Source organism: Nonomuraea ferruginea (assembly GCF_039540635.1).
Taxonomy (GTDB): Bacteria; Actinomycetota; Actinomycetes; order Streptosporangiales; family Streptosporangiaceae; genus Nonomuraea; species Nonomuraea ferruginea.
Genome location: NZ_BAABFD010000001.1, coordinates 176664 through 201745 on the forward strand (window position 1 = coordinate 176664; position 25082 = coordinate 201745).

The window sequence follows — 25082 nt, forward strand, 5'->3', positions numbered from 1 at the left end:
TTGATCACCAGCACCTAACAATTGGATCTGATTCTGTCGGACCACGACGAGCGTTGTCACACCCTAAGTGAAGAATTGGTAACCAGAACTACGCTCCGTGTCGTCCGTCTCACTCGATGTTCACCGCCGTGAGCCGGCCACGGGCGATGGTGCGATCCGCGATCCTCTTCAGGACCGTGGAAAGGGACGCGCCCTCCTCCACGTCGACCTTCCCGCTCAACGTGTAGACGCTGAAACGGTAGGTGCCCTTGCCCACGCAAGGGGGCTCGTAGCCCGCCTTGCCGCTGGTGACCTTGGCCTGACCGGACCCCTCCGGGGGGCTCTCGGCGGCGTTGGGCCCCAGCTCGGTCGTGGTGGCCGGGATGTTGTAGAGCACCCAGTAGACACCTGACGACTCGGCGGAGTTGGAGTCGACGACGATCGCGACGGTCTCGGCCTCCTCAAGAGGCCGGCTCGACCAGCGCAGCGGCGGGCTGCCCTGGCTGCCCTGGCACGAGAACTGCCGCGGCAGCGGCCTGCCCTCGCGCAGATCGGGGCTCGAGACGTTGATCCGCGCGATCTCCTGCGCCTCGGACGTGCCGATGATGGTGCCGCAACCGGACACGGTGAGCACAGACGCCACCGCCGTCACCATGACGGCGGCACGTCGCACTCGCCTCGTCCTGTTACACAGCCCCATGCCGCACGATGCTACGCGCGTCTCGGGCATGCGCCGACCGTTTCGGAAGGGTCGGTGGCCGGTAAAGCCCGGCAAATCCGCCACCGGCCGGAGCGGCAGAGGGGTGACGGCGGGCGCGGTCGCGAGCTCCGCCGTCCTCGATCAGGGGAAGCGGGGGCGAGACGTCCCGCCTGCCAAGATCACTTACCACCGCCTCCGCGCCGTGTCTGGCCTGCCGCTTCTCGACGCGGGCCACCCCGCGCCGCCGGACCGGCTGATCGCCCGTTTCTGGGACGACCGGATGCCGCCCGCGGCGCGAAAAACGCCGCGGGCACCGCCTCCGCGCCCGCGAACCACCCTCCGAAAAAACGCCCCCGAAGCCCTCGCCGATCAACGACGACAACCACTGACCGATCCGTACGCGATCCGGCCGGCTGATTCGATACTGCTCGATCCGGCCACGGGTCGAGCGGCGTGACGGACGCGCGCCGCGTCGCCTCCGGGGGCGCTTGGGAGCTACCCGCCTTGAGGATGGTTTCCGGTGGGACGCCGGGCGTCCGAGAGGATGGCTCGGAAGGTCGTCCCTTCTTCAGAACCGGGCGGTCAGTGCCTCCCGAGCGATGCCCGAACGGCAGTCTGAATGCCCGGCTTCGTCGGTTGAGGGAAGGGTTCATGCCAACGCCCGCCCGCCGCCGGAGAACCGGATGGTCAGCCTCGGATCGCCGGGCGTGAATAAGATCATTCACGCCCGCCGCCGGAAGACCCTGATCGCCAGCGGCGCGAACACCACCATGAACCCGGCCGCCCACAGCAAAGAGATCAGCGCCGGCCGGGCCACCTCGCCGCCGATCAGCAGGCCCCGGATCGCGTCGGAGAGATGTGTCACCGGGTTGACCCCCGCCCACGCCGCCAGCCAGGAGGGGAACGTGTCGGGGTTGACCAGCGCGCTGCTGGTGAACGTCAGCGGCATCATCACCGAGAAGGAGAACATCTGCACCTTCTCCGGATTGGACGCCGTCAGCCCGATCAGCACCGACATCCACGACATGGCCAGCGCCACCACCACGAGCAGCGCCAGCGCCCCCAGCAGGCCGGTCACCCCGGTCGTCACCCGGAACCCCAGCACCATGCCGAAGCCGATGAGCAACGCGAACGCCCACACCTGCTTGAACGTGTCGGCGATGATCCGCCCCGCGAGCGGCGCCGACCGCGCGATCGGCAGGCTGCGCAGCCGATCGAAGACGCCCTTGGCGATGTCGGTGTTGAGGCCGATGGCCGTGGACAGCGTGTAGAACAGGGCGTTCTGCACCAGCAGCCCGGGCAGCGCGAACTGCAGGTAGTCACCGGTCGATCCGGAGATCGCGCCGCCGAACACGTACGTGAACAGCAGCAGGAACATGATCGGCTGGATGCTGAGATCGAGCAGCTCCCACGGGTTGTGCTTGATCTGCACCAGGCTGCGCCAGGCCAGCGTCAGGGTCTGGCTCACGGTGGCGCCGGGGCTCACCCGCCTGGGCGGCGCCGGCAACGTGGTCGCGGTCACGCGTAGGCCTACTCGTCGTCCTTGGCCGGCTCCTCCGCGCGGTGCCCGGTCAGCGCCAGGAACACCTCGTCGAGGCTGGACTTGCGCAGCGTCAGCTCAGAGGCGACGATCCCCAGGTCGTCGAGGCGGCGGACCACGGCCGGCACTACGGCGGGGTCGCGCACGGCCACGGTCAGCCGCCCGCCCGACACCTCCGGAACCTCGCCCACGATCTCCTCGACCACCTCCGACACCACCGGCACCTGGTGTCCGGCCATCGGCCGCACCTCCAGCACCTGCGCGCCCGTGGTGGCCTTGAGCTCGTCGGACGTGCCGGAGGCGATCACCTTGCCGTGGTCGAACACCACGATGTCGTCGGCGAGCTGGTCGGCCTCCTCCAGATACTGGGTGGTCAGCAGGACGGTCACGCCGTCGGCCATGAGCCCTCGCACGACGCCCCACAGCTCGGTGCGGCTGCGCGGGTCGAGGCCGGTCGTCGGCTCGTCCAGGAACAGCACCTGAGGGCTGCCCACCAGGCTCGCCGCCAGGTCGAGCCGTCGGCGCATGCCTCCCGAGTAGGTCTTCGCGGCCCGCCCGCCCGCGTCGGACAGGTCGAACCGCTCCAGCAGGGCCGTGGCTCGCCCGCGCGCCTCACGCCTGGACAGGCCCAGCAGCCGGCCGATCATCACGAGGTTCTCGACGCCGGTCAGCATCTCGTCGACCGCCGCGTACTGGCCCGTCAGCCCGATCAGCGAGCGCACCTGGTGGGCCTGACTCGTCACGTCGAACCCGAGCACTGACGCCCGGCCGGCGTCGGGCGTCAGCAGCGTCGCCAGGACGCGCACGGCGGTGGTCTTGCCCGCGCCGTTGGGGCCCAGCACGCCCAGCAGCCTGCCGGGCGGCACGGCCAGGTCGACGCCGTCGAGCGCCCTGGTCTCCCCGTAACGTTTGACCAGGCCTTCGGCCTCGATCGCGTAGTGGTTCCCCGTCATGGGGACACTCTGCCTGAGCCCACCGACATTCTTCGGATCCGGATCCGGACACCGGTGACAGATCAGCGATATGCCACGAGCCCTAAGCTGGCCTTGTGACGTCATCAGGTCCTTTGCGCGATCCCGCCAACCGCGTCTCGCCCCGGGCCCGCGGGCTCTGGCTGCTGGAGGCGCTGATCGGGTTCGTGCTGCTGGTCGGCGGGTCGGTGCTGGTCGCCGGCTGGGTCGGTGGCAGCGGCTGGCCGTGGGTGCCGCAGTGGTTCGCCGCGCGGCCGTGGCTGCTGCCGGTCACGGTGGCGGTCCTGACCACGCCGTTCCTGCTGGCCGAGCCGTTCGTGCGGTACGCGGTGCACCGGTGGGAACTCTCCGGTGACGTCGTCTACGCCCGGCAGGGGTTCCTGTCCAGGGAATGGGTGTTCGTACCGGTCAGCCGCATCCAGACCGTCGACAAGGGGCAGGGATGGATGGAAAGGATGCTGGGGCTGGCGACGCTGGAGATCCGCACCGCCTCCCACGCCGGGTCGTCGACGATCAAAGGGCTGGACTTCCGGGTGGCGGCGGAGCTCGCGGAGGCGCTGGCGCACCGCGCCGAGCAGCTCAGGGACGACGCGACATGACCGGCCCCACCGGCCACCCGCAGCCGCCCGCCGACCCCCCGCCCGAGAGGACTCCCGGCGAGGACATCCCGGCCCCGAGCGCCGACCCCACAGAGCAGACACCTCATAAGAACCCTGATAAGAACCCTGCACCCCGCGAGGACGCCGCACCCCGCGAGGACGCCGCACCCCGCGAGGACACCGCACCCCGCGAGGACGCCGCAACCCGCGAGGACGCCGCGCCTCGCGACGCCGCAACCCGCGAGGGCACCCCGCCTCGGGAGGGCACTCCACCCCGCGAGAACATCGCACCCCGCGAGGACGCTGCGGTCCGCGAGAACACCGCGCCTCGCGACGCCGCGCCTCGCGAGGGTGCACCCCGAGAGGGCGCCGCGCCTCGGGAGGGCACTCCACCCCGCGAGGACGAAGCACCCAGCAAGGACGCCGCGCCTCGCGAGGACACCGCGCTTCGCGAGAACGTCCGCCTCCACCAGGACACCCCACTCCGTGAGGGCGTCGCGCCTGGGGAGGACGCCGCGCCTCGGGAGGGCACTCCACCCTGCGATGACACCCCGCCTCGTGAGGGCAGCCTCTCTGAGGTGGGTCCGCATGGGGAGGCCGGGTCCGGTGCGGGTGGGGCGCCTTACGGGGGTGGATCCCCTGAGGGGCCGTATGCGTCTCCTGGTGGGCCGTACGGGGGTGGTGGGTCTTCTGGTGGGCCGTACGCGTCTGCTGGAGGGTCGTATGTGGGAGGACCGCCGGGGCCGTTCTCGGTGCCGCTGCGGTTGAGCCCCAAGGTGCTGCTGATCGATCCCGTACGGATGCTGCCCTCGCTGCTGGTGCCCCTGGTGGGTGTGCTGGTGGTGGGCGGGTTCTCGCCCAGGTCCTACCTCTGGGCGGCGTTCGGCCTGGTCGGGACCGTGGTGTTCGCCCTCATCCGATGGGCGACGTTCACGTACGAGATCGCCGGCGACCGGGTGGAGATCAAGCGCTCGCTCATCAGCCGCTCGATCCGCACCATCCCGCTGGAACGGGTGCGCGGCGTCGACGTGTCCACCCCGCCCATGCACCGCCTTCTCGGCCTGGCCGTCCTGAAGATCGACACCGGCGCGAGCGGGGGTGACGGCGAGGCCACCCTCGACGGCGTCACCGTCGGAGAGGCCGAACGGCTCAAACCCCTCCTGCTGCGCCGCGCCCGCGCCGAGGCCACCACCACCGTCAGGCCCGAGGAGGAGAGGCACGCGGAGGGGGTGCCGGCGGAGCGGGTCATCTTCGCCGTCCCGCGCAGGTGGCTGCTGTACGGGCCGCTGTCCGGCGCTTACCTGCTGACCCCGTTCGCGCTCGCGGGCGGCGCCGTCGGCCTGGCCTTCCAGTGGGGCGACGACCTCGGCTTCGGCCGCAACGCCGCATGGAGCGTCGGAGAATGGCTGTGGCAGCGCCCCTCGCTGCTGGTGGCGGCCATGGTGCTGCTGATCGTGGCGATGCCGATCGCGGGCGGCGTCATGTACGCGGTCTTCAACTGGGACTTCCGGCTCAAGCGGCGCGACGGCTACCTGGTGGCCGAACGCGGGCTGATCAACCGGCGCAGCGTGTCGCTGGAGTCCCGGCGGGTGCGCGGCTACGAGATCGTCGACGGCCTCGCCGAACGCTGGGCCGGTGTCGTCCGCGCCTGGGCCATCGTGACCGGGCTCGGCGACTCAGGGACCCGCGGGCAGCTCCTGCCGGTGGTCCCCCGCGCGGACGCCACGGCGGTCACCGGCGACGCCATCGGCCCCTACCAGGCCGAGCTGCGGCCCCACCCGCCGGTCGCCGGCAACCGCCGCCTGTTCAGGGCCGTCTTCCCGTGGCTCGTCCCGGCGGCGCTGGCCGGTCTGCTGCTCCTGCTGACAGGGCTGACCGTGTGGTGGGTGCTGCTCGTGGTCTCCCTCGTCATGGCCGCCCTGGGCGTTCCCCTGGGCCTCGACCGCTACCGCTCGCTCGGTCACGGCTACGACGGCGATCGCGTGGCGGTCCGCTCGGGCTCGCTCAGACGGTCGACGGCCGTGGTGGAACGCCGCGCCGTGGTGGGCTGGCGGCTCCACCAGACGTGGTTCCAGCGGCGGGCGGGCGTCCTCACCCTGACGGTGGGGGCCGGCGCCGGCAAGGGCGGATACTCGGCCATCGACGTCTCCGAAGCCCAGGGCAGGGATTTCCCCGCCGAGGTGACACCCGAGTGGCTGGCCCCGTTCCTCAACCCGCACACCCCCTCCGATCCTCCGTCCACCGGCTGACCCTTGCCCCGGGTGTGACAGGGCACGGGCAGCCCTTCAGAGGCACTTCTTGTCAGCGGTCAGGACTGCCGGGTCACGCGTACGGTGAAACGCCCGGCCAGGCGTCTGCCGCTTGCCTGGGCCGGGCGGGTGAGGCCGCAGTCAGTACAGACCCTGGCGGGCCCTGTGAGCTGACGCCGCAGCGCGCACGGACCCTGGCGGGCCCTGTGAGCTGAGGCCGCAGCGCGCACGAACCCTGGCGGGGCCTCTGGGCTGAGGCCGCAGCATGCACAGACCTTGGCGGGCCCTGTGTGTTGGGGCCGCAGCACGCAGGGACCCTGGTGCGCCCTGTGAGCTAAGGCCGCGGTGCGCACGGACCCTGGCGGGGCCTCTGGGCTGGGGCCGCAGCACGCACAGACCCCGGCAGGCCCTGTGAGCTGATGTCGCGGTGGGTACGGACCCTGGCGTGCCATGTGAGCTGAGGTCGCGGCGCGCACGGACTCTCGCGGGCCCTGTGGGCTGGGGCAGTACAGACCTGGCGGGCCCTGCGAGTTCAGGCGGGTGCGCTCACGTGCATCCGTCGCTGTCAGTCCTGGCGGCGGGCGCCGAACATGATCTCGTCCCAGGTCGGCACCGAGGCGCGGCGTCCGCGCGAGCCCTTGCGGGACTGGCGGGCCGGCTTGGGCGCGGGCGTCGGCGCGGGAGGCTCCTCCTTGGCCGGAGGCTCCTGCTCGGCCTGGTCGTCCTTGCTCGGCCGGGCCGCGGGCACCGCCTTCGCCCCCGGCTTGGCGCCCTTGGGCTGATGCTTGCGGCCGCCACCGGTCTCCGTTTCGGCCTGGACCTCGGGAGCCTTCTTCTCCGCCGCCTCGGTCTCCCGTACGGGCGAGGGGTCGCTTTCGGGAGCCTTTCGCGCGGCGGGAGCGCCGGCCGTCACGGGGCCCTCCGTGGCGGGCCCGGAGGCGTCGCCGGTCGATCCCGGGCTCTGCGTTTCCGCGGCAGCGGGAGGCTCGGCGGCGGCAGCCGATGCAGCGGTCCCGCCGTCGGCGGCAGCATGGGTCTCGGCATCGGTGGCGTCGGACACCGGGGCCTCGGCAGTCTGGGTCGTCGTGTCGGCGGCGGGTGTGGTGGATGTCTGCGCCTGGGCGGGCGCGGATTCCGGCTCCCGCGTGGGTGACGTACCAGGCTGCTCAGCCGTAGGCGCCGCCTGCGCGGCGGGTGCGGTGCCCTGGTCAGCGGCTGGCGTCGCCTGTGTGGCGGATGTGGTGCCCTGCTCAGCCGCGGGCGCCGACTGCGCGGTCGGTGTGGTGCCCTGCTCAGTGGTTGGCGTTGCCTGCGCGGCAGGTATGGCGCCCTGCGCAGGCGACGATGCCGCTTGCGCGCCAGGTGTGGTGCTTTGTGCGGGCGACGGTGCCGTCTGCGCAGGTGGTGTGGTGTCCTGTGCGGGCGACGGCGCCGACTGTGCGGCGGGTGCCGGGGTCTGAGTGGACGACGGCGGCGTCTGGGTGGCCGGTGTTTCCTGCTGCTGAGCAGGAGCGTCCGCGCTGATTGGAGCCGCTTCCGGCTGGTGGTCGCTTGCCGGAGGGCCGGTGGTCACGGCGTCTGCCGAGACGTCCGCGTGGTCGTCGGTGCCGTCGGTGATACGTGCCGGGGCATCGGTGGGCCGGGTGGCGGCGTCGGCAGCGGTGGGTGTCTGCGCCTGGGCGGGTGCGGATTCCGGCTGCTGTGTGGGTGACGTCCCAGACTGCTCGGCCGGTGATCCCGTCTGGGCGGCCCGCGCCGCGGTCTGCTCAGACGATTGTGCGGACTGCGCGGCCGGTGCCGTGTCCGGCGTTTCCTGCTGCCGGGCCGGTGTGGCGGACTGGGCGATGGCGGCTTCCGGACGCTGGGCCGCTCCGCCCGGCTCGGCGGAGGCGGAGGTCTCGGCGAAGGGCGTCTGAGTGGACGCGGCGGAGCCCTGATCCTGTACGGGCGCGGCCGGTGCCGCCGGAGTCTGGGCAGCGGGGGAGTCGTTGGTCGGCGCCTGAGTCGCCTCAGGAGCGGAAGGCTGCCCGACGGTCTCCGAGGACGCGGCGGTCGGAGCCGACTCCACGGGCACGGTGCTCTCGGGCGTGGTCTCCCGGAAGGAGCCAGTGGGCGCGCCGGAGGAGGACGGCCCCGCCGGAGCGGCGTCGGTGCGCGCCTGCGGGACGAACCGGTCCGTAGGCGGCTGAGCCGCCGTCGGACGCTCCGGCCGCGACGCCGCGCTCCGGTCCGGGTGTGAACCGGTCGGACGAGTCGTGCCGGGGTCTGTCCCCGGAATGGGGCTCCGGTCGGAGTATGAGCCGGTTTGACGGGTCGGGCCCGGGTCTGCGCCCGGTGCCACGCTCCGGTCGGGGTGTGAGTCTGCGCCCGGCACCGCACCCCGGTCCGGGTGTGGGCCGGTGGGGCGGTGGCCGGGACCGGCTGTGCGGTCGGGGGAGACGCGGTCGTCGGCGGGGGCGTAGAAGGGCTGGGGGCGGGACGGGCCGAGGTCCGGGAGCCATGGGGAAGGGCCGCCGCGGCGGGTGTCGTCGCGGGCGGGCGGCGCCGGGTCGGGGTCGCGGTCGAAGGCGGCCGGCGGAAGGTCCACGGGGAGCTCGCGGGCCGGCGGGTCGTAGCCGACCGCAGGCTCCTCGGGCTGGGAGCCCGGCCTGATGACGGACGGGAACGGCAGCGGGTCGGACGTCAGCGGCGGCACCGGCTGCAGCTTGGCCATCCGGGGCGCGAACGGCGTGACCGTGGTGTCCTCCACCACGGGATCAGGGTCGAAGTCGGCCGAGGACAGGCGGTGGGCCTCGTCGTCGTGCGGGCTGACGTGGCGGCGGCGCGGGTCGAAGAGCCACTCGGCGTGGCGCGTGTGACCGTTCCACACGTAGCCGAGCTTGACCCGCCACAGGCCGTCGTCGCGCTTGGCGGAGTCCCAGTCGATCTCGTCGGCGGGCACGCCGCGCCGGGTGAGCCGCTCGGCCACCAGCTCGCCCAGGGTCGGGCCGGCCGCGGTCTCGCCGGGCATGCGGACGGTGACGCGCTGCGCCTGCTGCGCGACGTACTCGCGCTCCTGGAGCACCGGCCCCTCGAACCAGCGGACCCGCTCGACCGGGATCCCGGCCGTGGCGGCGATCTCTTCCGCGGTCTCCCCGGCACGGATGCGGGCCTGGATCTCCTTGGGGCGCAACGGACTCTCCACTTCGATCTCGTACTGGCCGAGACGGGAGAAGTTGCCACGGACGGCAGCACGGAGCCGGTCGTCCACAGGAAGAGTGAAGCGCGTGCCCCGCCCGGCAGTAGCCAGCACGAGATAGGTGCCGTCCTCACTCACCGCGACGAGTCGGAGCTCCTGCATGCGAGTCCCTTCGTCAGCGTCGCCATTCTTCCCCCGGACCCTTGAGTCTCTCGCGTGTGCCGGTTGCCTGCCAGCACCGTACCCGGCATGTCCGAACATCGCCTTGCTGGGATAGCCGCGGGGCGTTGTGACGCCAGTCACATTTGACGAGTCCATCCTCTCAGAGCCCGCCCGTGCGCAGGAGGAGGTTAGACGTCCTCGTCGGATTCTGGCGAATCGGTTCGCACTGCGGGCCGGAGGCGGCCGGCGCGGTGAGGGCCGCGGTCGCGTACGGGGAGGGCAGGCCGGAACGTCGGGGCACGATCGACGAGGTTGCCGCCCCCGACGGGCGGAGGCACGGCGGGACACGCGTCCGCGCGCATTCTTTACCTGGGGGAGACCTGCCCGAGCACCCGGTCCAAATAGGCGTTGCCGAAAAGGCGGTCCGGGTCGAGGCGGTCGCGCAGGGCGGTGAAGTCGGCGAAGCGCGGGTAGACGCCCGAAAGGTACGCGGCGTCCTTGGTGTGCAGCTTGCCCCAGTGCGGGCGGCCGCCCAGCCTGGTCATGATCTCCTCGACGCCCTCGAAGTAGGCCGGGTTCGGGGTCTCACGGTAGATGTGGCAGGCCACGTACGCACTTGGCCTGCCGTACGCGGTCGACAGCCAGGCGTCGCTCGGCGGCGTCACCCGCACCTCGACGGGGAAGCTGATCTGCCAGCCCATCCGGTCGATCAGGTCGCGCGTCTCGCGCAGCGCCTGCCCGAGCCGCTCGCGCGGGATCGCGTACTCCGTCTCCAGGAAGCGCACCTCCCGCCGCGCGGTGAAGATCTTGTACGAGGTGTCGACGGCTTCGGAGTCGCTCAGGGCTGCGGCGCTGACGGCGTTGATCCGGGGGATCAGGCCGGGGAGGCGGGCGCCGACGGCGCAGGCGGCGCCGAACAGGGTGTTCTCCAGGAACACGGCGTCCAGCCAGTGCCGGAACGCGTTCGGCGGGGCGGGCGGGCCGGGATGCCGGTTGTTGGTCTTGACCAGGCACGCGTCGGTGTGCGGCAGCCAGAAGAAGTCCAGGTGCTCGTTCTCGGCGGTGAGGGCGTCGAGCGAGTCGAGGATGCGGCTGAGCGGCAGCCGCCTGCGCCGGTGGTGCAGCAGGAACGCGGGCTCCACCCGGAACGTCACCGCCGTCAGCACGCCGAGCGCGCCCAGCCCGACCCTGGCGGCGTCGAACAGGTCCTCGCCGGGCGCGGCAGTGACGAGCGAGCCGTCGGCCAGCACCAGTTCCAGGCCGGTCACCTGGTCGGCCAGGCCGCCGCTGTCGCGTCCGGTGCCGTGCGTGCCCGTCTGGATGGCGCCCGCGACCGTCTGCTCGGTGATGTCGCCCATGTTGGCCAGCGCCAGGCCGCGCCCGTCGAGCAGCGTGTTCAGCGTCTTGAGCGGGGTGCCGGCCAGGACCGTGACCTGGCCGTCCGCCCAGGAGCGGACGCCGGTCAGCTCTTCGGGGCGCAGCAGGATGCCGTCGGTGAGGGCCACCCCGGTGAAGGAGTGGCCCGTCCCGGCCATGCGCACCCGCCGTCCGCCCGCCGCGGCGTCCCGCACGGCCCGCGCCACGTCGTCGGCGGAGGCCGGCGTGCGCACCTCGGCGGGGGAGCAGGCCTGGTTGCCTGCCCAGTTGGTGAACGCCATGCGCGCGGGTTCTCCTGGCTGGGGCTTCGTTCCGGTCAAACGTGAACGATACTCACTGTTCCCAGCCTTCGGGAAGCGGGAAGACGTCGCCCGGCTTGAGTTCCTCGTGCTTGATGACGTCGTCGACCGTGACCAGGTGGTAGCCGTTGCGCTGGAGGGTCTTGATGATCGACGGCATCGCGTCGACCGTCTGCTTCACCCAGTCGTGCATGAGGACGATGCTGTTGCCCTTGGCGACCGACAGGGTCTGCTTCTTGATCTTCTCTTCGTTCTTCGACTCCCAGTCACGGGAGCCGCCGGTCCACAGGATGATCGGCATGCCGAACTCGACCGCGATGTCCTGGACCTGCAGGTCCGACATCCCGTACGGGGGACGCAGCAGCTTGGGCTCGACCCCGGCCGCCTTCTTGATCGCGTCGTTGGTCTTCTTGATCTCGTTGCGGATCGTGGCCGGGGTGGACTTGGTGAAGTCGGGGTGCGCGTAGCTGTGGTTGCCGACCGCGTGCCCCTCCTTCACCATGCGCTTGACGTAGGCCGGGCGGCTCTTCACGTACTGGCCTTCGAGGAAGAACGTGGCCTTGGCGTCGTGCTCTTTCAGGATGTCCAGCAGCTTGCCCGCGTACTTGCCGGGCCCGTCGTCGAAGGTCAGCGCCACGCACTTCATCCGCGTGCAGTCGACCTCCTTCGCCTTGGGGTCGGCGACCGCCGGCGCGGGCGCCGCCATCACGGCAACCGCCGCGATAGCCAGGAGTGAAGTCAAATGTCGGGACATAACTGTAGTTTCCAATGTGAAGGGTGATGCGAGGGATGTCCCGACGGTAGCGGATCAGCTCTCCGCCGGTGAAGGCGCTCCGGGAAGTCTCAGCAAACCCGAACCTCCGATCCCCACCACCACGGCCAGCGCCGCGCACGCCACCGAGAACCCGTACGCCCCGGACGCCCCGACCATCTCGGTGAGCCGGCCGCCCGCCCACGCGCCGATCGCCACGCCGAACCCGATCGAGGTCGAGATCCACGCCATGCCCTCGGTGAGCAGCGACGGCGGCACCAGCCGCTCGGTCAGCGAGAAGCCGGTGATGAGCGTCGGCGAGATGGCCAGCCCGGCCACGAAGAGCGTGACCGCCATGACCCGCACGTCACCGACGAACATGATCGGCAGCAGCCCGACCACGAACACGCCGAGCGCCCGGACGAACCGGCCGCGCAGCGAGATCCGCCAGCGCCGTGAGCCGAACCAGAGCCCCGACACCATCGACCCGCCCGCGAACGCGGCCAGCAGGAACCCGGAGGCGCCCTTGACCCCGTGCTCGTCGGCGTACGCCACCGTGATCAGGTCGACCGAGCCGAAGACCGCGCCGAGCCCCAGATAGACGCAGGACAGCAGGGCGACGCCGGGGATGAGGATGGGGGTGCCGCCCGCCGAGCGGACCGGCCGCACCGGCGGCTGGGTGCGCCGCTGCAGGGCCAGCGCGACCGACCCGGTGAGCATCGCCACCAGCGCCACGGTCAGGCCCGCGTACGGGTTCACGGCCGTGGCCAGGACGGTCACCAGCGCCGGCCCGGTCACGAAGATCACCTCGTCGGCGACGGACTCGAAGGCGAAGGCGGTGTGCAGCTTCGCCGACCCGGGGTGCAGGTGGGACCAGCGCGCCCGGACCATCGACCCGAGCGACAGCGACGTGGCGCCGGTCACCAGCGCGGCGGCGTACAGCGTCCAGTCGGGCAGCCCGAGCCCTGCGCTGAGCATGAGCGCGACCAGCGCGAGCGCGTTGACCACGGCGAACGGCAGGATGACCCGGCCCTGCCCGAACCGGTCGGCGAGCCGCCCGGACAGAGGAGCGGCGACGGCGAAGGCGATGCTCAGCACCGCGGACACCGCCCCGGCCATCGCGAACGACCCGGTGAGGCCCTGGACCAGCAGCACCACGCCGATGCCGAGCATGGACATCGGCATCCGGCCGAAGAAGCCGGCCAGCACGAATCCCTTGACGCCGGGCCCTGTGAACAACCCCCGGTAAGGCCCGACCATCTCACTGTCTCCTTACTGTGCAGGCATAACTTCGCGCATCGTCTGTCCGGATGGCAACAGATTTCTTGGCGAGTGGGTTAACGTGTCCCGGGTGTCCGGTCTTCCCTCCTTGCGCGCGGTGCTGCTCATGGTCACCGCCGTGCTCGCGGTCACGATCGCGGCAGGCGGCGTGGTGCTGGTCATGGGGGAGGATCCGTCCGCCGGCCCGCCGGCGCGGGAGACGGAGAAACGGCCCGAGAGGCAGACCGCGGGCCTGGACAAGCTCGTCCCCACCACGCCCCCGACCGCCGCTCCGGTGAAGGAGTTCGGCGAGGGCGGCGCCGGCGTCACCCCCACCCCGCCGCGCGTGCTCGCCATCGCGCCGGGCGAGGTGCCCAAGGAGACCCGCTTCGCGCTGTCGGCGCTCAATCACGTGCAGAAGGCCATCGTGGTGGACGCGGGCTCGGTCAAGGTGGCCGGCACCGGGCTCAACCTGCTCGCGGTGGACCAGGCCGAGTTCCGCTCCTGGACACCCGAGGCGGTCGCCGGGCACCCCGGCGTGTGGAGCGCGCTGGCCAGGGGAGAGTTCGTGGCCGACGCGGCGGCCGTGCGCAAGTACGACCTCAAACTCGGCGCGTACTACCAGGTGGACGGCGGGCCCCGGCTGCGGCTGGCCGCCTCCGCGCCGCTCGGCCTGACCGGGGTCGACGCGCTGGTCGGCACCGAGCTCGGCCGCGCGCTCGGGCTGGCCCCCGGCGTGGCGGTGCTGCTGCACGGCAAGGAAGGCAAGATCAGCGAGGCGGGCGTGCGCAAGGCGCTCGGCCAGGGCGCCCAGGTCGTCATGCTCGACAAGGCTCACCGGGAACGCGAGCAGCCGCAGCGGGCCGCCGTCACCACCGGCAGGCCGGGCAGCTACCTGGAGTTGTACCAGCAGGCGGCCACCCGCTGCCCCGGCCTGTCATGGACCGTGCTGGCCGCCATCGGCCAGGTGGAGAGCGGCCACGGCCGCAACAACGGCCCCTCCAGCGCGGGCGCGCTCGGGCCGATGCAGTTCATGCCCGCCACCTGGAAGGCCTACGGCGTGGACGGCGACGGCGACGGCAAGAAGGACATCTGGAGCCCGTACGACGCGGTCCCGGGAGCGGCGAACTACCTGTGCGCCGTCGGCGCCGGCCAGGGCGGTGAGAAGCTGCGCAAGGCCGTCTGGCACTACAACCACTCATGGGACTACGTGAACAAGGTGCTCGGCATCGCCGACGCCTACGCCCGCTCCTACACCTGATCCGGCACCTGAGCGGGCCTGCGCTTCGGCGCCGGGCAGCAGGTGAGCGCGCAGGGCACCGGCTCCGGCTCGTCCATCAGCTCGCGCACCATCCGCACGAACGCGGGGTGGGTGCCGGCCGTCGACGCCCGCTCCATCGGCAGCCCGCGCTCCTCGGCCACCTGCCTGGCCTCGGTGTCGAGGTCGTAGACGACCTCCATGTGGTCGGAGACGAACCCGATCGGCACCAGCACCGCGGCCTCGGCGTCGAGCCCACGCAGGTGGTCGCAGACGTCCGGCTCCAGCCACGGCACCTGCGGCGGGCCGCTGCGCGACTGCCACACCAGGTCCCACGGCGCGGTGCGGCCCAGCGCCCGGTTGACCAGCTCGGCCGTGCGGCGCAGCTGCGCCTCGTACAGGCCGCCCGACGGCCCCGCGGTCTCGGCCATGGAGACGGGGATGCTGTGGGCGGTGAAGACCAGCCGGGCGTGGTCGTGGCCGGCCCTGTCCTTGAGCCGGTCGAGCGCCTGCCGGGTGTGGTCGGCCATCGCCGCGACGAACCCGGGGTGGTCGCCGTAGTGGCGCAGCTTCACCAGCTCGGGGCCGCCGTCGAAGGAGATCCTGGCGATGTCCTCGTAGTACTGACGGCAGCTGGAGTAACCCGCGTAGGCGGAGGTGGCGAACACCGCGGCCCTGCGCACCCCGTCGTCGGCCATCCGGCGCACGGTCTCCTCGCCGAACGGGTGCCAGTTGCGGTTGCCCCAGTAGACCGGCACGCCCGCCACCGGGCGCAGCGCCTCGACCAGGTCGCGGTTCTGGCCGTTGATCGGGCTCACGCCGCCGAAGCTCTGATAGTGCTCGGCGACCTCCAGCAGCCGCTCGCGCGGGACCCCCCGGCCGCGCACCACGTTCTCCAGGAAGGGCATGACGTCGTCGGGACCCTCGGGACCGCCGAACGACAGCACCAGCAACGCGTCGTAATGTGCCACGTGAACAAGCCTATGGCGACGTGCCGGTGGTCCCGCCAGGAGGTAGGTTCGGACAAGTGAGCCCCTTTGACGATATCCGTGACTATGTGGCCATCCCACGTGTCCACTCGCTGAAGCTCTCCCCCGACGACTCCCGGCTCGTCTCCGTGGTCCAGACGCTCAACCCGGACGGCAAGTCGTACGGCACCGCGCTCTGGGCGATCCCCCTCGGCGGCGAGCCGTACCGCCTGACCCGGTCGGCCAAGGGCGAGACGGCGGCCGAGTTCACCGGCACGGGCGACCTGCTGTTCACCAGCTCCCGCCCCGACCCCACCGTGAAGGACGCGGACGAGGAGGTGGCGGCGCTCTGGCTGCTGCCCGCGGGCGGCGGCGAGGCCCGCCGGATCGCCGCCCGCCCCGGCGGCGTCGGCGCCTTCAGGACCGCGGGCGACACGGTCGTGTTCGCCTCCGACGTGCTGGACGGCGAGGAGGCGGACGAGGCCGAGCGGCGCAAGGCTCGCAAGGACGCCGGGATCAGCGCGATCCTGCACGAGGGCTACCCGGTCCGCTACTGGGACCACGACCTCGGCCCCGGCCGCACCCGCCTGTTCGCCGGCAGGCTCGGCCCCGACGGCCTGGAGGACGTCCGCGACCTGACCCCCGACCCGGGCGAGGCGCTGCGCGACGCCGCCTTCACGCTCACCCCCGACGGCCGCACGGTGATCTCCACCTGGCGGATCCCGCTGTCCCACGCCGAGCAGCGCGTCGAGCTGGTCGCGATCGACGTGGAGTCCGGGGAGCGGCGCACGCTCGCCAGTGAGGAGGGCCACGACTTCGGCGGCCCGCTCGCCGTCTCGCCGGACGGCACCAAGATCGCCTGCGTCCGCGAGCGGCACGCCGCCCTGGACCGGTCCGTCCGCATCGAGCTGTGGATCGGCGACCTGGCCACCGGCGAGGGGCGGACGTACGCGCCGGACCTGTTCCCCTCGGACGTCGTGTGGGCGCCGGACTCCGCCGCCGTGCACATCGCCGCCGACCACCAGGGCCGCCGCCCGGTCTTCCGCGTCACGCTGGAGGACGGCGAGGTGACCAGGCTCACCGCGGACGACGCCTCGTACCTCGCGCTCAACGTCTCGGCCGACGGCGGGTCCCTGTACGCGCTGCGCAGCGGGGTCGCGCTGGCCCCAGGCCCCGCCAGGATCGGCCTCGACGGCGCCATCGCCGACCTGCCCTCGCCCGCGCCGCGCCCCGAGACCCCCGGCACCCTCACCGAGGTCACCGCCACCGCCGACGACGGCGTCACCATCCGCGGCTGGCTCGTGCTGCCGGAAGGCGCCTCCGCCGCCGACCCCGCGCCGCTGCTGCTGTGGATCCACGGCGGCCCGGTGGCCTCCTGGAACGACTGGCAGTGGCGCTGGCAGGCGTGGATCATGGCCAGCCACGGCTACGCCGTGTTGATGCCGGACCCCGCCCTGTCCACCGGCTACGGTCAGGGCATGATCGACCGCGGCTGGGGCGACTGGGGCCCGCGCACCATGGCCGACCTTGAGGCCATCGTGGACGCCGCGCTGACCAGGGACGACCTCGACGCCGGGCGCACGGCCGCGATGGGCGGCTCGTTCGGCGGCTACATGGCCAACTGGGTCGCCGGCCACACCGACCGCTACCGGGCGATCGTCACCCACGCCTCGCTCTGGCACCTCGACCAGTTCGCCGGCACCACCGACGCGGCCATGTACTGGCAGCGCGAGTTCGGCCCCGCGGGTTCGGAACGTTACAGCGAGCTCTCGCCGCACCTCGCCCTGGACAAGATCACCACTCCGATGCTCGTCATCCACGGCGACAAGGACTACCGCGTGCCCATCGGCGAGGGCCTGCGCCTGTGGTGGGACCTGCGGCGCAGCGGCGTGGAGTCGAAGTTCCTGTACTTCCCCGACGAGAACCACTGGATACTCAAGCCGGGCAACGTCGTCGCCTGGTACGAGTCCGTCCTGGCCTTCCTCGCCCACCACGTGCTCGGCGAGGAGTGGAAGCGCCCGGAGTCGGTGGCCTGATGCCCGGCACCACCACACCCGCCGGTTTCCTGCGGCTGGCCGAGGACATCGCCCGCGAGGCCGGCGACATGCTGCTGGCCAAGCGGCCCTCGATGTCCACCCGCTCGGCCGACATCGAGACCAAGTCCAGCCCCACCGACGTCGTCACCGTCCTGGACCGGGCCTCCGAGCAGCTCATCCGCGAGCGCATCCTGGCGGTCAGGCCGGGCGACCGGATCCTCGGCGAGGAGGAGGGCGACCGGCCAGGCGAGACCGACGTGCGCTGGGTCGTCGACCCGATCGACGGCACGGTCAACTTCCTGTACGGGCTGCCCGACTGGGCCGTGTCCATCGCGGTCGAGGTGCGCGGCCGGGTGGTGGCGGGCGTGGTGAACGTGGCGCCGCGCGGCGAGGTGTTCACCGCCGCCCTGGACGAGGGCGCCTGGCTCGGCGGCGAGCGGCTGCGGTGCGACCCGGCGCCGCCGCTCGGGCAGGCGCTGGTCGCCACCGGGTTCGCCTACGGCGCGGCGCGGCGGGCCGTCCAGGCCGAGGTGCTGACCGGGGTGCTGCCGCGGGTACGCGACATCAGGCGCGGCGGATCGTGCGCCGTCGACCTGTGCTCGGTGGCGCTCGGCCGGGTCGACGCCTACTACGAGCGGGGCGTCAACTACTGGGACTACGCGGCGGGCGGGCTGGTCGCCGCCGAGGCCGGGGCCAGGGTCGGCGGCCTGCACGGCGGGCCGTGCGGCGCCGAGATGGCGCTCTGCGCGCCGCCGGGGCTGTTCGAGGAGCTGCATGACCTGCTCGCGGCGCTCGACCCGGCACGCGACTCCTGAGGTGAGGACGCCGACGGCCGGAGCCACTCCTTCGGGGCTCCGGCCGTCGGCGTGAAAACCATGTCAGCGCAACGGGATACCGTGATCGTCCGCTAGGCGGCGCAGATCCTCGATCTCGGCGGTGAGGGTGTCGGCGAGGTAGTCGTCACCGGCGCTCCTGGCTTCCCGAAGACCCTTGTAAGCCTGGTCGAGGCGGCTTTCGATCGTGGTCGTGAACTCGCCCATCTCACCTACTCTCTCAGGGGTTCGATTCGTACGGGGCGAAGGCCCACCCGCCCGTGCGGAGCCCGAAGGGGGACACGGGCGCATGGGTGTCTCGCAGGCATACCCAGACCGCTCGCCGTCCGAAACATGGAATTCTCTGTGGGCTGCGTCACCTGTCCCTGGACATGCCTTACCGTGCGCTTATCGAAGCGAGGGGCACAATGAGTCATCAGAACCAGAGGAAGGTGTGGCAGCGTGCGCGTACTGGTGGTCGAGGATGAGAAGGTTCTCGCCGACGCTATCGCGACCGGGCTGCGGCGCGAGGCCATGGCCGTGGACGTCGCCTACGACGGCGGCGGGGCGCTCGAACGCACCTCCTACATCGACTACGACGTGATCGTGCTCGACCGTGACCTGCCGGTCGTGCACGGCGACGAGGTCTGCCGCCGCCTGGTCGGGCAGCGCACCGCGTCGCGGATCCTGATGCTGACCGCGTCGGGCGACGTGGACGACAAGGTGGAGGGGCTCGGCCTGGGCGCCGACGACTACCTCGCCAAGCCGTTCGTGTTCGTCGAGCTGGTGGCCCGGGTGCGGGCGCTCGGCCGCCGGTCGGCGCCGGCCCTGCCGCCCGTGCTGGAGCGCTCCGGCATCCGGCTCGACCCGGGCAAGCGGCTCGTGGAGCGTGACGGCCGGGAGATCGTGCTGACCAAGAAGGAGTTCGCCGTCCTGGAGGAGCTGCTGCGCGCCGAGGGCGCGGTGGTCAGCCAGGAGGACCTGCTCGACAAGGCATGGGACGAGAACATCGACCCGTTCACCAACGTGGTGCGGGTGACCATGATGACGCTGCGGAAGAAGCTGGGCGAGCCTCAGGTGATCGAGACCGTCCCCGGCGTGGGGTACAAGTTGTGACAGAACCGTCGGATCGGGAGCCGGGCCGTGAGTCGGTGCCGACGCATCCGATGATCAGCCCGCACTCGGCGCGGGCCGCCAGGCAGGGGCCGCCGCCCCCGCCGAGCGGGCCGCCTGCCTGGGACGGCCCGCCGCCGCCCGAGTACGGCCCGGTGAAGCACGACCCGGCGGCGGGCATCAAGGGGCTGACCGGGAAGGTCAGCATCCGCTGGCGGCTCACGCTCACCTACAGCGCGATGTTCTTCACGGCCGGCGCGATGCTGCTCGTGGTCATGTACTTCATCATCCGCTCGACGCTCTACACCGGGTTCGAGTTCCAGCTCCAGGTGCCCGGCTACATCTCCCCGGAGTTCGCGGCCGACCTGCAGCAGCAGGTCCAGCTGCTGCGGGTGAACCAGATCAGTGAGGTGCTGGACACCCTCGTCAGGCAGTCGATCCTGGTGCTGCTCGGCGTCGGCATCCTGGCGGTCATCCTCGGCTACTTCGTGGCCGACCGGGCGCTGCGGCCCGTCACCCAGATGACCGCGACCGCCCGCAAGCTCTCCGAGAGCACGCTGGCCCACCAGCGCATCGGCCTGGAAGGCCCGGACGACGAGCTGAAGGAGCTCGCCGACACCTTCGACGACATGCTCACCCGGCTCAACGTCGCCTTCGACACCCAGCGCCGGTTCGTCGCCAACGCCTCCCACGAACTGCGCACGCCGCTGACCATCAACAGGACGGTGCTGGAGATCGCGCTGTCCGATCCGGAGGCGTCCGAGGACCTCAAGGCGCTCGGCCGTACCCTCCTGGAGGTCAACGCGCGCAACGAGAAGCTCATCGAGGGCCTGCTGCTGCTGGCCAGGAGCGAGCGCGAGCTCGCGGTGCGCAAGCCGGTGGACGTCAAGGAGGTCGCGCAGACGGCCGTGGACCAGGTGACGCCGTTCGCCGCGGAGCACGGCGTCACGCTCACCACCGAACTGGTGAGCACCCCTACCATCGGCGATCCGGTGCTCCTGGAACGCTCGGTGAGCAATCTGCTGGAGAACGCCGTCAAGTACAACCTTCCCGAAAACGGAAAAGTCTGGATCCGTACGGGAATGGTGGACGGGGCCTTGGTTGTTCAGGTGGCCAACACGGGGCAGCATGTCCCGGCGTACGAGGTGAACAGCCTGTTCGAACCGTTCAGGAGGCTCAACGCCGACCGGGTGGATTCGGCCAAGGGAGCGGGTCTCGGGCTGTCCATCGTCCGTGCTGTGGTGCAGGCTCACGGCGGCAACGTCAACGCGGTGCCGCGGGAGGGTGGCGGACTAGTGGTGACGATCCGGCTGCCGCGACGTTGATCCGGCGTGTTGCCCCACGGGGGGCGTCTCGTTCGCGTCGCACATGTGGTTGGATGTGCCGTCGAACACGGTGGCGCATGACGCCAAGGCTGTGGGTTTCGCCATATTTGGCTAACCACTGCCGTCGGCAGCAGGCCCTGACGTGTTGGGAGGTTCGTCGTCCGTTTCCTCGGGGTACCGAGAGGAAATCTCCCCGGCGGAACGGGCACAAGATGAGCTTCCCGGACGTTAGAACACGCGCGATGAGCGCGAACACATATTGATGAGGGGGATGGAGTAAGCACGATGGCTACCGACTACGACAGCCCGCGCAAGACCGACGACGACCTGGGCGAAGACAGCCTCCAGGAACTCCAGGCGCGGCGCACTGACAAGTCGTCTGGCAGCATCGACATCGACGAGACCGACCTGGCCGAGTCGCTGGAGCTGCCCGGTGCGGATCTGTCGAACGAAGAGCTCAGCCTGCGCGTGATCCCGCGTCAGGCTGACGAGTTCACCTGCGCGCGCTGCTTCCTGGTGCACCACCGCAGCCAGCTGGCCTCGGAGAAGAACGGCCAGCAGATCTGCCGGGAGTGCGCCGCCTGATAAGGAGGCATACGCGTGGCATCACCTGATCGACACTCAGAAGACGAGGCCGCCGACCCCGGTCAAGAGGTCGGCGAACTCGTGGGCAGGCTCACCCAGCCGGGTGAGCTCGAACCGGCCGAGCGGCGCAAACTGCTCGGCCGACTCACACGCGCGCTTTCCGTGGGCGCGGCGAGAGCCAGGAAGTCCGGCGCCGGCCGCGGCCGATGGCTGGCCGACGTCTTCCTCAACATCGCGCCCCGCATCCCGATCAGGGACCTGCACACGCTCTCCCAGCACCACCAGGGCCTGACCGGCGAGGAGCTCGCCGACGACCTGGTACGCACCGCCATGAAGGGCACGATGACGGTCGGCGCCATCGGCGGCGCGGTCGCGGCGGCCGAGTTCGCCGCTCCTCCTCTCCTCCTCTCCGCCCCCGCCCAGCTCGTCGCCGAGACCATCGTGGTGGCCGCCATCGAGGTCAAGCTCCTCGCCGAGCTGCACGAGGTGTACGGGGTGCACGTCGACGGCACCGGCGCCCAGCGCGCGATCGCCTTCACCGCCGCCTGGGCCAAGCAGCGCGGGATCGACCCGCTGGCCCCCTCCTCGGTGACGCTGGCGCTCGGCGCCGCGACCAAGACCGCGCTGCGCAACCGCCTGCTGAGGGTCCTCGGGCGCCACCTGACCACGTTCGGCCCGTTCCTCACCGGCGCCGTGGCCGGCGGCACGCTCAACCGCATGGCCACCAAGAAGCTCGCCGCCGCCATCCGCGACGACCTGCGGGTCAAGACGCTGCCGCCCGGCCAGGAGCGCGGGCGCTTAGGCCCGTAGCCCGCCGAACCTCCGCACGTCCCCCTGTAGCCCGCCCCCGCTCATCTCAGCTCCCTGCTCCGCCCCCTGAACTCCGCCACCACCTTGCCGTCCGCCCTGCGCACCGTGACGTCGTAGACGCCGCTGCGCCCGTAGCGGGTGCGCTCGGCGGCCTCGGCCACCAGCACGTCGCCCTCACGGACGGGCGAGACGAAGGTGATGTCGGCTCCGCCCGCGACCGTGACGGCGCCGTAGGTGTTGCACGCGCACGCGAACGCCGTGTCGGCCAGCAGGAACACGTAGCCGCCGTGACAGAGCGCGTGCCCGTTGATCATCTGACCGGTGACCTTCATCCGGCACACGGCCCGGCCGGGATCCAGCTCGACCAGCTCGATGCCGAGCGCGGCGGAGGCGGTGTCGTCGTCCATCATGCGACGCGCGGTCTCCAATGGACCCTCCCGATTACCGACCGACTGTTCGGTAATCACTTCACGCCTGACGGCCCCTGTCAAGCACGCGGGCCGTCACCCGTCGACTTCGAAGAGGATCGGCGGGAAGAAGCGGATGATGGCCGGGTATGTCCTAGCTGCCGTCGCCTGACCGGGAGGGACCATGGCCAAGCCGTTCGCCTCGTCGGCGGACCTCGCCGACAAGACGCGCTCCTTCGAGGAACTGGCCGAAGGCGTGTACGCGCTGACCGCCGAGGGCGACCCCAACGTCGGCGCCGTCGAGGGCGAGGACTTCCTCGTCTGCTTCGAGGCCATGGCCACCCCCGTGGCCGCCCGCGAATGGCTGGCGCTGCTGCGCGAGCACACCGGCAAACCGGTCCGCTACCTGGTCCTGTCCCACTACCACGCGGTGCGGGTGCTGGGCGCGTCGGCGTTCGGCGCGGACGTGATCGTCGCGCACGAGAAGACCCGCGAACTGATCGCCGAGCGCGGCGCGGAGGACTGGGCCAGCGAGTACGCCCGCATGCCCCGGCTGTTCAAGGAGCCCGCGTCGATCCCCGGCCTGACCTGGCCGACGCTCACCTTCGGAGACCGGCTCACCATCGACCTCGGCGGCGGGCGCGGCCGGCTGGAGCTGCACCACTGCGGGCGCGGCCACACCGAGGGCGACCTGGTGGCGTGGCTGCCGGAGCAGCGCGTGATGTTCGCCGGCGACCTGGTCGAGTCGCGGGCCGCCCTCTACACCGGCGACGCCTTCCACCGCGCATGGGCGTCGGCGACGCTGGACCGGGTGGCCTCGTTCGGCGCGCGGACGCTGGTCGGCGGCAGGGGAGAGGTGGCGCGCGGCCGGTCGGAGGTCGACGCGGCCATCGCCCAGACCCGCGAGTTCCTGCGGGTCATGCTGCGTGAGGTCGGCGCGGCCCACGAGCGCGGCGGCACGCTCAAGGAGGCGTTCCAGGCCGCGCACCGGGCGCTCGAACCCCGCTACGGCGCCTGGCCGATCTTCGAGCACTGCATGCCGTTCAACGTCTCCCGGCTGTGGGACGAGCTGGACGGGGTCGAGCGGCCGCGCGTCTGGACGGCGGAGCGCGACCGCGAGGTGTGGGCGCGGCTCCAGAGCTGAGGAGGGCCGATGCAGGACGCGCAGGTCATCGTGGTCGGCGCCGGGCCGGTGGGGCAGACCGCGGCGCTGCTGCTGGCCCGCTGGGGGGTGCGGGTGCTCGTCCTCGACGGGCGGCCGGGGCGCGAGCCGGCCGGGTCGAAGTCGATCTGCCAGCAGCGCGACGTGCTCGACATCTGGGCGGCCTGCGGCGCCGGCCGGATCGCGGAGGAGGGCCTGGCCTGGACCACGGCCCGCACGTACTACCGGGGCGAGGAGCTGTTCTCCTGGACCTTCGACGGCGGGCCGGGGCTGCCCGCGTGCGTGAACATCTCGCAGACCCGCACCGAGCAGATCCTCGACGCGGCGCTCGCCGCCCAGCCGCTGGCCGAGGTGCGGTGGGACCACCGGGTCACCGGTCTCGAACAGGACGACGGCGGCGTCACCGTGCGCTGCGGCGACCGCGTGCTGCGCGCCCCGTACGCGGTGGTCTGCGCGGGCGCCCGCGGCCAGGCGCTGCGGCAGGCGCTCGGGGTGACGTTCGACGGCGAGACGTTCGACGACCAGTTCCTCATCTGCGACGTCCGCGCCGACCTGCCCGGCTGGGAGCACGAGCGGCGCTTCCACTTCGACCCGGTGTGGAACCCCGGCCGCCAGGTGCTCGTCCACCCCTGCCCCGGCTCCACCTACCGCGTCGACTGGCAGATCCCGCCGCACGCCGTGCCCACCGGTGAGGAGGTGGCGCGGAAGATCCGGGCGATCGTCGGCGACCGCGACTACGAGCTGCTGTGGCAGACGACCTACCGCTTCCACTCGCGCATCGCCTCGCGGATGCGGGCCGGGCGGGTGCTGCTGGCGGGCGACTGCGCCCACCTGGTCGCGCCGTTCGGGGCGCGCGGCCTGAACTCCGGGGTGCCCGACGCCGAGAACGCCGCGTGGAAACTCGCGTTCGTGCTCAACGGGTGGGCGCCGGAGGAGCTGCTGGAGACGTACCACGACGAGCGGCACGCCGCCGCCCGCGAGAACCTGGAGGTCACGGCGGCCACCATGCGCTTCCTCGCGCCCCGTACGGACGAGGAGCGGGCGCGCAGGCGCGCGGCGCTGGAGACCGCGCTGGCCACCGGGCGGGCCGACGGCGTCGACTCCGGGCGGTTCGCCGAGCCCTTCTGGTACGTGGACTCGCCGCTCACGACCCCCGACCCCGGCCGGCCGTTCGCGGGCAGGCCGCCCAAGGGCGCGCTGTGCGATCCCTGCCCCGGCGTGATCGTGCCCGACGTGCCGGTGCCCGGGGGGCGGCTGCGCGAGTTCTGCCGCGACGGTTTCCTGGTACTCCTGGGCGAAATGTGTGATTCGGGTTTGTTTGCGCAGGTCCTGGGCAAGGTCTGTACGGCGCCGCTCGTCGTCCGCGAGCTCGCGGAGGTGGATGGGTCGGGCGTGCTCGCTGAGAGGCTCGGCGCCAGACCCGATGAGGCGTGGCTGATCAGGCCCGATGCCCATATCGCCGCGATCGTCCCCCATGCGGGGCCGGACTCGGTGGTGGCCGCTGTGAGGCGCGCTTCGCGCCTTCCGTGACAGTGAGTCAA

At 71.8% G+C, this 25082-nt stretch carries 21 protein-coding genes; 11 read left to right on the top strand and 10 right to left on the bottom strand.

Going from position 1 to position 25082, the window contains the following annotated elements; genetic code table 11:
- Positions 1 to 109: 109 nt before the first annotated feature.
- From ABD999_RS00820 to ABD999_RS00830, 3 genes are all read right to left on the bottom strand, one after another.
- On the bottom strand, positions 110 to 652 hold the full coding sequence (locus tag ABD999_RS00820; protein WP_345482509.1) for a YbhB/YbcL family Raf kinase inhibitor-like protein: 543 nt from the start codon (positions 650 to 652) through the stop codon (positions 110 to 112).
- A gap of 748 nt (positions 653 to 1400) precedes the next feature.
- A complete protein-coding gene (locus ABD999_RS00825; RefSeq protein WP_148030291.1) occupies positions 1401 to 2201 on the bottom strand; it encodes an ABC transporter permease in 801 nt (266 codons plus the stop codon).
- Positions 2202 to 2209: 8 nt separating this feature from the next.
- Positions 2210 to 3172 carry an ATP-binding cassette domain-containing protein gene (locus ABD999_RS00830; protein WP_271275921.1) on the bottom strand — a complete coding sequence of 321 codons (963 nt, stop codon included), beginning with the start codon at positions 3170 to 3172 and terminating at the stop codon, positions 2210 to 2212.
- Between the two features lie 95 nt (positions 3173 to 3267).
- Between ABD999_RS00830 and ABD999_RS00835 the strand changes: the two genes are divergently transcribed.
- A complete protein-coding gene (locus ABD999_RS00835; protein WP_261808402.1) occupies positions 3268 to 3789 on the top strand; it encodes a PH domain-containing protein in 522 nt (173 codons plus the stop codon).
- Between the two features lie 725 nt (positions 3790 to 4514).
- A complete protein-coding gene (locus ABD999_RS00840) occupies positions 4515 to 6038 on the top strand; it encodes a PH domain-containing protein (RefSeq protein ID WP_271275920.1) in 1524 nt (507 codons plus the stop codon).
- A gap of 565 nt (positions 6039 to 6603) precedes the next feature.
- On the opposite strand, the gene sepH is transcribed toward ABD999_RS00840, so the two are convergent.
- The 4 genes from sepH to ABD999_RS00860 form a co-directional block, all read right to left on the bottom strand.
- The gene (gene sepH, locus ABD999_RS00845) at positions 6604 to 9378 is read right to left on the bottom strand and encodes a septation protein SepH (protein WP_271275919.1); all 2775 of its coding nucleotides are present in this window, start codon (positions 9376 to 9378) and stop codon (positions 6604 to 6606) included.
- Between the two features lie 365 nt (positions 9379 to 9743).
- Positions 9744 to 11036: a D-arabinono-1,4-lactone oxidase gene (locus tag ABD999_RS00850; RefSeq protein WP_271275918.1), complete on the bottom strand. Its 1293-nt coding sequence runs from the start codon at positions 11034 to 11036 to the stop codon at positions 9744 to 9746.
- A 52-nt stretch (positions 11037 to 11088) separates the two neighbouring features.
- Positions 11089 to 11760: a polysaccharide deacetylase family protein gene (locus ABD999_RS00855; protein WP_271275917.1), complete on the bottom strand. Its 672-nt coding sequence runs from the start codon at positions 11758 to 11760 to the stop codon at positions 11089 to 11091.
- A gap of 102 nt (positions 11761 to 11862) precedes the next feature.
- Positions 11863 to 13065, bottom strand: a complete 1203-nt coding sequence (locus tag ABD999_RS00860) for an MFS transporter (RefSeq protein ID WP_271275916.1) — start codon at positions 13063 to 13065, stop codon at positions 11863 to 11865.
- A gap of 91 nt (positions 13066 to 13156) precedes the next feature.
- Between ABD999_RS00860 and ABD999_RS00865 the strand changes: the two genes are divergently transcribed.
- The gene (locus ABD999_RS00865; RefSeq protein ID WP_271275915.1) at positions 13157 to 14326 is read left to right on the top strand and encodes a lytic transglycosylase domain-containing protein; all 1170 of its coding nucleotides are present in this window, start codon (positions 13157 to 13159) and stop codon (positions 14324 to 14326) included.
- On the opposite strand, the gene ABD999_RS00870 is transcribed toward ABD999_RS00865, so the two are convergent.
- The gene (locus ABD999_RS00870) at positions 14317 to 15294 is read right to left on the bottom strand and encodes a ferrochelatase (protein WP_271275914.1); all 978 of its coding nucleotides are present in this window, start codon (positions 15292 to 15294) and stop codon (positions 14317 to 14319) included. The two genes, ABD999_RS00865 and ABD999_RS00870, sit on opposite strands and share 10 nt — an antisense overlap.
- Positions 15295 to 15380: 86 nt before the next feature.
- Between ABD999_RS00870 and ABD999_RS00875 the strand changes: the two genes are divergently transcribed.
- Both ABD999_RS00875 and ABD999_RS00880 read left to right on the top strand, forming a co-directional pair.
- Positions 15381 to 17327 (top strand): S9 family peptidase, encoded by a 1947-nt coding sequence (locus ABD999_RS00875; protein WP_271275913.1) that lies wholly within the window; start codon positions 15381 to 15383, stop codon positions 17325 to 17327.
- A complete protein-coding gene (locus tag ABD999_RS00880) occupies positions 17327 to 18142 on the top strand; it encodes an inositol monophosphatase family protein (protein ID WP_271275912.1) in 816 nt (271 codons plus the stop codon). Before ABD999_RS00875 ends, ABD999_RS00880 begins: the two co-directional genes overlap by 1 nt.
- Before the next feature lie 63 nt (positions 18143 to 18205).
- Here ABD999_RS00880 and ABD999_RS00885 read toward each other — a convergent pair whose 3' ends face one another.
- A complete protein-coding gene (locus tag ABD999_RS00885) occupies positions 18206 to 18367 on the bottom strand; it encodes a hypothetical protein (RefSeq protein WP_187281037.1) in 162 nt (53 codons plus the stop codon).
- A gap of 234 nt (positions 18368 to 18601) precedes the next feature.
- On the opposite strand from ABD999_RS00885, the gene ABD999_RS00890 reads away from it, so the two are divergent.
- The 4 genes from ABD999_RS00890 (at position 18602) to ABD999_RS00905 (ending at position 21972) form a co-directional block, all read left to right on the top strand.
- Positions 18602 to 19255, top strand: a complete 654-nt coding sequence (locus tag ABD999_RS00890; RefSeq protein WP_219543126.1) for a response regulator transcription factor — start codon at positions 18602 to 18604, stop codon at positions 19253 to 19255.
- Between the two features lie 50 nt (positions 19256 to 19305).
- Complete coding sequence (locus tag ABD999_RS00895; RefSeq protein ID WP_271275948.1) at positions 19306 to 20577, top strand: sensor histidine kinase; 1272 nt, start codon at positions 19306 to 19308, stop codon at positions 20575 to 20577.
- Positions 20578 to 20862: 285 nt separating this feature from the next.
- Entirely contained in the window at positions 20863 to 21162 is a 300-nt protein-coding gene (locus ABD999_RS00900) for a DUF4193 domain-containing protein (protein ID WP_148030302.1), read from the top strand.
- A 15-nt stretch (positions 21163 to 21177) separates the two neighbouring features.
- On the top strand, positions 21178 to 21972 hold the full coding sequence (locus ABD999_RS00905) for a hypothetical protein (RefSeq protein ID WP_271275911.1): 795 nt from the start codon (positions 21178 to 21180) through the stop codon (positions 21970 to 21972).
- Positions 21973 to 22013: 41 nt separating this feature from the next.
- Here the strand turns inward: ABD999_RS00905 and paaI are convergent, their stop codons facing one another.
- Positions 22014 to 22382, bottom strand: a complete 369-nt coding sequence (gene paaI, locus ABD999_RS00910) for a hydroxyphenylacetyl-CoA thioesterase PaaI (protein ID WP_148034405.1) — start codon at positions 22380 to 22382, stop codon at positions 22014 to 22016.
- A gap of 181 nt (positions 22383 to 22563) precedes the next feature.
- Between paaI and ABD999_RS00915 the strand changes: the two genes are divergently transcribed.
- Both ABD999_RS00915 and ABD999_RS00920 read left to right on the top strand, forming a co-directional pair.
- A complete protein-coding gene (locus ABD999_RS00915; RefSeq protein WP_271275910.1) occupies positions 22564 to 23523 on the top strand; it encodes an MBL fold metallo-hydrolase in 960 nt (319 codons plus the stop codon).
- Positions 23524 to 23532: 9 nt separating this feature from the next.
- Positions 23533 to 25071 carry an FAD-dependent monooxygenase gene (locus tag ABD999_RS00920; RefSeq protein ID WP_271275909.1) on the top strand — a complete coding sequence of 513 codons (1539 nt, stop codon included), beginning with the start codon at positions 23533 to 23535 and terminating at the stop codon, positions 25069 to 25071.
- Positions 25072 to 25082: the final 11 nt, after the last annotated feature.

What these genes read in the sequence shown, in the direction of transcription:
- ABD999_RS00830 (WP_271275921.1), bottom strand. Translation starts at nt 3,172, where the DNA reads ATGACGGGGAACCACTACGCGATCGAGGCCGAAGGCCTGGTCAAACGT.
- sepH (WP_271275919.1), bottom strand. Translation starts at nt 9,378, where the DNA reads ATGCAGGAGCTCCGACTCGTCGCGGTGAGTGAGGACGGCACCTATCTC.
- ABD999_RS00850 (WP_271275918.1), bottom strand. Translation starts at nt 11,036, where the DNA reads ATGGCGTTCACCAACTGGGCAGGCAACCAGGCCTGCTCCCCCGCCGAG.
- ABD999_RS00855 (WP_271275917.1), bottom strand. Translation starts at nt 11,760, where the DNA reads ATGGCGGCGCCCGCGCCGGCGGTCGCCGACCCCAAGGCGAAGGAGGTC.
- ABD999_RS00860 (WP_271275916.1), bottom strand. Translation starts at nt 13,065, where the DNA reads ATGGTCGGGCCTTACCGGGGGTTGTTCACAGGGCCCGGCGTCAAGGGA.
- ABD999_RS00880 (WP_271275912.1), top strand. Translation starts at nt 17,327, where the DNA reads ATGCCCGGCACCACCACACCCGCCGGTTTCCTGCGGCTGGCCGAGGAC.
- ABD999_RS00885 (WP_187281037.1), bottom strand. Translation starts at nt 18,367, where the DNA reads ATGGGCGAGTTCACGACCACGATCGAAAGCCGCCTCGACCAGGCTTAC.
- ABD999_RS00895 (WP_271275948.1), top strand. Translation starts at nt 19,306, where the DNA reads ATGATCAGCCCGCACTCGGCGCGGGCCGCCAGGCAGGGGCCGCCGCCC.
- ABD999_RS00900 (WP_148030302.1), top strand. Translation starts at nt 20,863, where the DNA reads ATGGCTACCGACTACGACAGCCCGCGCAAGACCGACGACGACCTGGGC.
- paaI (WP_148034405.1), bottom strand. Translation starts at nt 22,382, where the DNA reads ATGATGGACGACGACACCGCCTCCGCCGCGCTCGGCATCGAGCTGGTC.
- ABD999_RS00915 (WP_271275910.1), top strand. Translation starts at nt 22,564, where the DNA reads ATGGCCAAGCCGTTCGCCTCGTCGGCGGACCTCGCCGACAAGACGCGC.
- ABD999_RS00920 (WP_271275909.1), top strand. Translation starts at nt 23,533, where the DNA reads ATGCAGGACGCGCAGGTCATCGTGGTCGGCGCCGGGCCGGTGGGGCAG.